Consider the following 8,174-nt stretch of genomic DNA (forward strand, 5'->3'; position numbering starts at 1 on the left):
TTTTTAAATAAACAAAACGAAAAGAATGTTTTTGATAAACACGATCAAAAAGACAAACACGACCATTAACTCGACCGCACGTTATAGGTGTCTCAAGACATGTCTGCTGGCAATGATAGGTTTGTTCACAGGCATGACGGCCATCTTTGCGCAGCAGTTAGATTATGCACCCAAGCTGATTAAGGGGCAACTGCCCAACGGCTTGACCTATTATATTTATCCCAACCAAACGCCTAAGGGCGAAGCTGTCTACAGACTGTTTATTAAGGCCGGTTCGGTGATGGAAGAAGATCATCAGCGCGGACTGGCCCACTTCTTAGAGCACATCGCCTTTAACGGAACCCGCCATTTCCCCGGCGACGGAATCATCAGGTTTTTGGAGTCCAAAGGTGCCAAGTTTGGTAAGGATCTCAATGCGCATACCTCTTTCAATGAGACTGTCTATAAGCTGCAGTTGCCTTCTGCCGACAAAGCAATGGTAGATTCTACGCTTACCATCTTGGCCGATTGGGCAGATGGAATGCTCATCGATTCGGTGGAAGTTGAAAAGGAGCGCGGTGTGATTATTTCCGAATGGATTTCACGGGGCGGCACCAATCAAGACAGTGGCATGAAGCTTGTCATGGAATTGCTGAACGGTTCGAGGTTTGCCGACCGAATCACCATTGGCGACACCGCTGTTATCCGTCACGCGTCGCCACAAGTGTTGCGCGACTATTATGAGCGATGGTACCACCCATCACTCATGGCCGTGGCTGTGGTAGGCGATATCGACCCGCAACATATCGAGAAGACCATCCGCGAGAAGTTCTCCAACTTGCACACCCCCACGGCCGCACCGCAATGGAAACAGCCGGTCATTCCGAAATACTCCGAAAACAAGGCGGTAATCTACGAAAACGACAAGCTGAACAAAATAGAGTTCGATATGTTGCAGATATCAGACCTGCCGGGCAATGTGCAAACAGCAGAAGACTATGGCAAGTATCTGCTTCGCGCTGTCATCGGCCGACTGTTCAAGCTGCGTTTCAATGCGTTGTCGTTTGACAATCCCGACTATGCCAAAGCATCGGTTCAACATTCCGGATTCCTCAATGCTGCAGGAGTGTCTGATGCTTCTGCCGAGCTGGTTAAGGGGAAGTTGCGTTCCGGCATTAGGGATTTCATATTGAGTCAGCAGCAAATGTATCGTTACGGCTTTACGGAATCGGAGATCGCAAGGGTGAAAAAGTCGATGCACAGCCGTATGAAAAAGAAGGTCGATGCCAGCGGCACAGTTCGGTCAAGCGAAATCATGAACGATATCTACGGCGACTTCTATGATGGTTACAAAGCCATATCGCGAGCCGATGAGTTGGAGCTGATGGAAAAATACCTGCCCACGATAGATTCTGTCAGCATCATCAAGAACATACAGGACGTTTTCGAGACAGAAAATATGCATTTCCTCCTTCGCGGTAAGAATCTGAAGGACGAGTTTGAAAGCGAGCAGGATTTGTTGCAGTTCGTTAATGACACACGCCAATTACCCGTTGAGCGTTACTACAAATACTTGGACGTACCCGACGACTTGTGTGAGGTTCAGACTGGCAATCATATCGTCAGCCAGTCACCCATCGATGCCATCGACGCTGTGGACATCCGGCTCGACAACGGAGCACGGGTCATCTATCGCAAGTCGCCGACTGAAGAGGGGCGGGTCTTTCTGTCTGGTTTCCGGAAAGGTGGGCTCTATGCTGTCGACTCCACGTATTACTACACTGGGCTCATTGGCCCGAGCATCATCTCGTTGTCGGGCGCAGGCGAATTTACGCGCGATGAGCTGAGCCATTTCCTCGCCGGCAATTCGGCCTCCATGAGATTCCTTGTCGATAAACTGCGAACAGGTGTGGCCGGTTCTGCATTTACTGAAGATGCTGAAGACATGTTCAAACTGTTGTGGCTGAAATGGACACAACCCCGGCTCGACACGGCAGTCTGTCGCATCACTCTTGAAAAACTGATAGAGAGCGACAGCCTGAAGCAGGAAACACCGATGCAGGTGTTCAGCAGGGATCTGAAATGGATAATGAACGGCAAGGACTACACCAACACGGAACTGACGGCCGACCTGGTGCGCACGGCTATTAAGCCGGCCGAGATGTTGCCGTTGCAGCATCGGTTCTACGGTTCGGCGAACGGATTCACATTTATTGTCACCGGTGACAGTGAGCTGGAGGATCTCCTGCCCTATATCAACACTTATATTGGCGCACTGCCCAAGGGACATGTTGATACAACTTGGATAGCGGGCTATCGGGACATTCCACAGAAGGATTTGGAGTTCATTCGCCACAACGGCACCTCAAACAAGGCTACCGTCATGCTCATGTATCAACAAGACAAGCCCTTCGGCAACAACGCAGACTTGTCTTTGCAGGCCGATGTTTCAAAGGCTGTTCTAAGAACGGCATTGCTCAAACGGCTGCGCGAGGACATGGGCAAAGTCTATAGCGTGAGCGTTTCTTCCAGCTCAACGCCTTATCCCCGATTCCTTTCGCGTAGCACCATTGCCTTCGTCTGTGCACCCGAGGATGCCGAACTGTTGATAGAAGAGACCGGCAAGGTGATAGAGCAGGTATTCAGCGAACCGCAGCTTTTTGCCCAGGCGCTGGACGACGTGAAGCAAAATCTTATCAAGGATAACGGTCTGCAGAAGCAGCGCACCGTTTACTGGACTTCCGGCATTCGCAATGCTGTCTATTTCAATGATGAGAATTGGAAAGCACTAAACGATTATGAGGAGCGCGTCAAGGTTTTGTCAATGGAGGATATACAAAACTTCCTGAAAAAGGCCATGAAGCATGCCCACCATATAAAGGCCATTCTTTATCCTGCAACGGAGAAATAGGAAGTTAGATACTCCCTTTTGTAATAAGGAATGAAAATTAAAGCACATATAAGTTTAACAGGACATCACTGTCCATAAATTATTGAATAATGAAAATAAAAGATTTTATCAAGGCAACATGCTTCACCCTGATGGCTGTCATGACGCTGGTGGCATGTTCCGACAATGAGGAAGAAGCTCCCAAGGCAGAGCAAGCATCATTGGTTTCTTTCGGTTTCTATGCAGAAGACAATCCCGGCATCTTGTCTAAGGACTACGTTGCAACGGTTCCCAAGTTCACCGAAGCAGCTACGTCTTATGAGATAGAGATTCCCATGCCGGCCATGGTGGACAAATCGGCCCTCGTGGCTCGCTTCACCGTTAGCGAGGGCAACAAGACTTTGGTAGACGGCGTGAAACAGGTGAGCCAATCTACCAAAAACAATTTCACGGCTCCGGTAGATTATATCGTCTCCAATTCAAACGGCACACAAAACCTGCGCTACACGGTAACGATAACCAAAGCATCAAATATGGTTTGGTCTGAAGCACCTTCGATCGGAACGGCAACGCTTTATAGTGCACCGGTGTTGAGAATTAATCCCAAAGACAACACACCCTATGTAGCCTTTAAGGTACGTGCCGACGAAGCCAATGCAGAGGCTGCCAACAAGATGTCTGTCATGCGTCTTGCCGATGGAGCTTGGGCAAAGGTTGGAGCCCTGGGCTTCAGCAATGAAGTTTACGGGTCTGAGGTAGATTTTGTCATTACTTCTGATGGCACACCCTACGTAGCCTATGCAGATAAGGAAGCCGAGATGAGAGGTGCAGTGACCGCAAAGAAGTTTAATGGTTCGAAATGGGAGACCGTTGGCGATGTTGGCTTCTCCAACACCCAGGCTACTTATCTGGGTCTCGGCGTATTTGGCAATGAATTGCTTGTCACACAAATCAACAGTGCCTCCAAGAATAGTCCGTTTGCGCGCAGGACGCTCGTGGTATCCAACTATAAGAACGGATGGAGCACGGATTACCTTTCCTTGTTTGGCTCTGGCAAGCAGGTCGGTTCTTCTACCCTGAAGTACAGTGGTAACAAGGCATATCTCTACGTTTTGACAAGAGGAGATGCGAAATATTCTATTTTCGAATACGAAAATTCAGCATGGAAGGCCATCGTTGAGGATAAGCTGCAGGCAAATGCGACACATACCTTCTTGAAGGGTGCCAACATGGACGTAGCCCCCGACGGTTCGCTTTATCTTATCAATATGGACGACGCCGACAAGAATGGCGAATATTACCCACGTCTGCAAAGATATGATGCCAAGACCAAAACCTGGGAAACGGTCGGAGGAAACAAACTGGATTTCGGTTTCCCGTACGACCGCCACAACGATGTAAAGATAGCTGTGGCTCCCGATGGAACGCCATACGTGTTCTATACAGACAAGAACGACCAAAACTATCCAAAGTTTGTCTACATGGATGCTGAGACCAAACAATGGACTAAACCTGTTACGATAGCAAAGACCAAGGCTTCAGAACTCAGCGCGGCATTTACATCAACGGGTGTTGCATACGTTGTGTTTGTAGATGATGATAGCAAATTACATACATTCATGTATGCTGAGAAGTAATTTTCTGAACTCAAATGATAAAAGGGGGATGAGTGTACGCTCATACCCCTTTGTCATTACTGCCTGTCTGCTGCTGATAGGCATGCCTACATATGCAAAGCGAACAAAGCTCTTAGGCTCTCGTCATCGCATGCCTGTTGTCTCGGGCGTGGTTTTTCATGATTCCAACGGCAACGGACTCCTCGATGCACGTGAAGAAAGGCTCGCCGGACTTCCTGTGTCGAACGGCGACACGGTGGTTCTCACGAATACACGGGGATATTATGCCCTGCCCGTGCGAAAGGGGCAAAGCGTATTCCCAATTCTGCCGGCCAACTACACCCTGCCTACTTGCCGGGCGGTGAACAGCTGTTTTCATTATCAGCAGTGCGGCAATGCCGCGAAAGTGGACTTTGCCTTGAAGAAGAAGGATCCCAAGCATCGGTTCACGCTGAATGCCATTGGTGACGTTCAGGTTTCAGATCATCAGGAAATTGAATATGCCATGCGCACCATTTGGCCGGAATTGCTCGGGAAGGACTCGGCAGAGGTTAATATTTTTATGGGCGACCTGGTAAACAACAACCTGCCACTGCTCGGCGAAGTGGACGAGCTGATCAGCCAGTTGCCCTCGCCGTCATGGACCATTCTCGGCAATCATGACCGCGATGTCGACAGCATCCGTGAAAACCAGAACATATCCTTTAACCGGACATTTGGTGCCGATGCCTATGCGTTCAACGAGGGGGAGGTGCATTTTATCTGCCTGAACAATGTCTACGGACTTGGAAACCGGGGATATGAAGGCCGCATAGACGACGCGCAGCTGTCTTTCATCAGGAACGACATCAAGTATGTTCCTTCAACCCGCCGCATCGTGCTGTGCATGCACATTCCTCTGGCCTTTACAAAAAATGCCTCAGAAGTGCTGAATCTGTTGCAGGGGCGTGGCGATGTCCTTGTTCTGAGCGGACACCTGCACCAAATTCGCAGGTTCTTCCTGCACGGACCGGGTGTGCGTGCGCACGAATTGGGCGTTGGTGCAGCGTGTGGCTTTTGGTGGGTAGGCGAAAAGAACTGGCAGGGCGTGCCGTCGGCCTTGCAGCAACAGGGAAGTCCCCGCAACTACTTTGTCTTGGATTTCGACGGTGCCAAATATCAGTTCAGGTACAAAGGCATAGGTCTGGATTCCCGAAAACAGATGTCGATCTATGTCACGGGTATCGACTCTACCGAACACCATCTGCGCGATTTCAAGCAAGTGGACGCTGGAGAGCTGATCGTCAATGTTTATGGCGGTTGCGACAGCACGCGCGTTTTCTGCCGACTGGACGGCGGGCAATGGATGGAATGCGGTAAACGTGAGATGATAGATCCATACGTAGCACGTGCGCGCGAGTTGAATTTGCGGAAAGTTTACCCCACATTGTTTTCGCGAATGAATCCGTTCCGTAATCGGAGTTCGCAACAAATATGGACAATTACGTTGCCGGAACAATACCGTGCGGGCACGCATACCGTGGAAGTCGAGGCCTCCGACAAGTTCGGATTTGAGGCATCGGGAATTAGGAGTTTCTGTTTCCCGACAGACAAAACCTCGGAATAGGATGTTTTTGTAGAAAGAGTGTCCTGTCGGTTCAAGGGATATGTCCGACAACTGCAAGTCTTTGCAGGAACTTTCCGGTACCGACGCTCATTGCTTTCTACATTTTCCAAATCATGCCGGTAGGTCACTGTATCGGTGTGAATTGTTGATCGTTGTAAAATAAAACAACCAAATTTTGGTGACTAATTTAGGAACATCTGGAGAAAAAAACGCCATGTTTTGGTTGATGTTTTTTAGCTGAGACACTGTGAAATTTTCCAAGGTCTTGCCTTTGCTGTCTTATGGCAATGTGTTTGGGGCTTCGTCGTTGTGCGAATGAGCCTGCATCGCCCTGCCATTCGAGCCTAAACGTTGTGCCATTCGTATGTAGTCGTGGCTGAAGAAAATAGAGATTCCCGGAGTTTTTTTGTTAACTTACTGATTGCCAGTTATCTGCAAATATCCGCATATTTCCCGTATTTCGGGCGTAATCCAATTTGTTTTCAAATTCGCGAAATATGGAAGGGTGTTTGTAAATAAAAATACCGGATAACAGATTCTATGCCATGCATCAGACATCACCGACATCCTTACTGTTATTTGCACCGACATCCACGACATCTCACAACTTTCCGCCGTGTCGTGCAAAGTCGTGCCAGTCGTTGCAAAAATATTCCTGCATCGGTTTTCCTGTTACTTTCCTACGCCAATTATCTTGTGCTTTCCTGATTTCCCTTGTGCCATTTGAAAATCTATAAATAAGATGCAACTTTCGAAAATATCCTTTATCGCATATTTGTCAGGAATGAAACCAACAAGGTGGCGTAAATTTATCATCGAAAATTTGTGGCATGCATATTAATTGGTTATCTTTGGAAACACATCATTAAAACAAATAGACGTATGGTACATGAAAACAAAACTACAGGTGTATTTCCTTGGGTGCTGATGATCTTGATGTCATCGGTCACCTTTGTTGGAATTTTATCAGAGCTGCTGCCTTCGGGAGTGTTGCAACAGATTATGGGAGACTTGAACATCAATGAAGTTGAAGGCGGACGAATGGTCGGCTTATATGCCCTTGCCTCGGCGATCTTCGGTATTCCTCTCATTTCTGCCACAATGCACCTCAACCGCAAAAACCTACTGTTACTGTTGCTGATTGGCTTTGCAATTTGTAACATTTTGTCAGGCCTGGTGCATAACTACTATCTGATATTGGCACTGCGTTTTCTTGGTGGTATCAGTGCAGGAGTAATGTGGCCCATGATTGCAGCCTTCGGCATGCGACTCGTTGAGCCAAATCATCAAGGCCGGGCTGTAGCCATTATTATGGCGGGCAACACGTTAGGTATTAGTCTTGGTATGCCTTTGATGACCTCAATTGGTGACCATTTTGGTTGGCGCATCGAGTTCATTACGTTGGGTGTTCTGGTTGGCCTGATAGCTGTATTGTCACTCTTCATGTTACCGTCAACACCGGGCGAGAAACTCACATCGAGCACTTCTCCATTCGCCATGCTCAAGAACAAGGCTATCCTACTCATTATCTTGCTCACCTTGTTGGGCGTTTGTGGACACTATGGCGTCTATACCTACATCACCCAATTGGTAGGAGAGATTGGTATTGAAGGTGGTGTCGAAATGGCATTGCTTGTCTTCGGTATTGGTTCTTTGATTTCGATTATTATTGCCACGAAGTATATTGACAAGTATCTGCGCGAGCTTACCGTGTTGATGTTTGCTTTCCTTGGCGTCGCTATGTTAATCTTCTACTTCTTTAAGGGTGCCAGTGGCATCTCTCATTTGGGTTTCTTCTTGTGGGGATTGTCGTTTGGACCACTCGTTACGTTGTTCCAGGCCGCTGTGGGCAACCAGGTAGAACATGGAAAAGACGTGGCCATGTCGGTGCAGTCGTGCATGTTTAACCTCTCCATCATGATCACAACGTGGATTGCAGGACTGCTGTTGATACGCTATGGAGCATTCAGTCTGTTGTGGTATGCGGTAGCAATGGCAGTTCCAGGAATGATTATCTCTATCTTTGCAAAACACACACTGCGTCGGATAGGATAACCGACCGTTAACTATCCATCACAAAAAG

General features: G+C 48.2%; 4 protein-coding genes. All 4 read left to right on the forward strand.

Features of this window, described 5'->3' with window-relative positions:
- Window positions 1–112 precede the first annotated feature (112 nt).
- The 4 genes from HMPREF0645_RS01960 to HMPREF0645_RS01975 all read left to right on the forward strand — a co-directional run bounded on the left by HMPREF0645_RS01960 (window position 113) and on the right by HMPREF0645_RS01975 (window position 8,146).
- Window positions 113–2,890, forward strand: a complete 2,778-nt coding sequence (locus HMPREF0645_RS01960) for a M16 family metallopeptidase (protein ID WP_169305444.1) — start codon at window positions 113–115, stop codon at window positions 2,888–2,890.
- Between the two features lie 89 nt (window positions 2,891–2,979).
- Window positions 2,980–4,506: a Kelch repeat-containing protein gene (locus tag HMPREF0645_RS01965; protein WP_007173142.1), complete on the forward strand. Its 1,527-nt coding sequence runs from the start codon at window positions 2,980–2,982 to the stop codon at window positions 4,504–4,506.
- A gap of 28 nt (window positions 4,507–4,534) precedes the next feature.
- Window positions 4,535–6,091 (forward strand): calcineurin-like phosphoesterase C-terminal domain-containing protein, encoded by a 1,557-nt coding sequence (locus HMPREF0645_RS01970; protein ID WP_169305445.1) that lies wholly within the window; start codon window positions 4,535–4,537, stop codon window positions 6,089–6,091.
- 882 nt (window positions 6,092–6,973) lie between these two features.
- A complete protein-coding gene (locus HMPREF0645_RS01975) occupies window positions 6,974–8,146 on the forward strand; it encodes an MFS transporter (protein WP_007173146.1) in 1,173 nt (390 codons plus the stop codon).
- Window positions 8,147–8,174: the final 28 nt, after the last annotated feature.

Origin of the sequence: Hallella bergensis DSM 17361 (assembly GCF_000160535.1) — a bacterium.
Classification (GTDB): Bacteria; Bacteroidota; Bacteroidia; order Bacteroidales; family Bacteroidaceae; genus Prevotella; species Prevotella bergensis.

Excerpts from the sequence above, each read along its gene's own strand:
- HMPREF0645_RS01970 (WP_169305445.1), top strand. The coding sequence starts at position 4,535 with ATGAGTGTACGCTCATACCCCTTTGTCATTACTGCCTGTCTGCTGCTG.
- HMPREF0645_RS01960 (WP_169305444.1), top strand. The coding sequence starts at position 113 with ATGATAGGTTTGTTCACAGGCATGACGGCCATCTTTGCGCAGCAGTTA.
- HMPREF0645_RS01975 (WP_007173146.1), top strand. The coding sequence starts at position 6,974 with ATGGTACATGAAAACAAAACTACAGGTGTATTTCCTTGGGTGCTGATG.
- HMPREF0645_RS01965 (WP_007173142.1), top strand. The coding sequence starts at position 2,980 with ATGAAAATAAAAGATTTTATCAAGGCAACATGCTTCACCCTGATGGCT.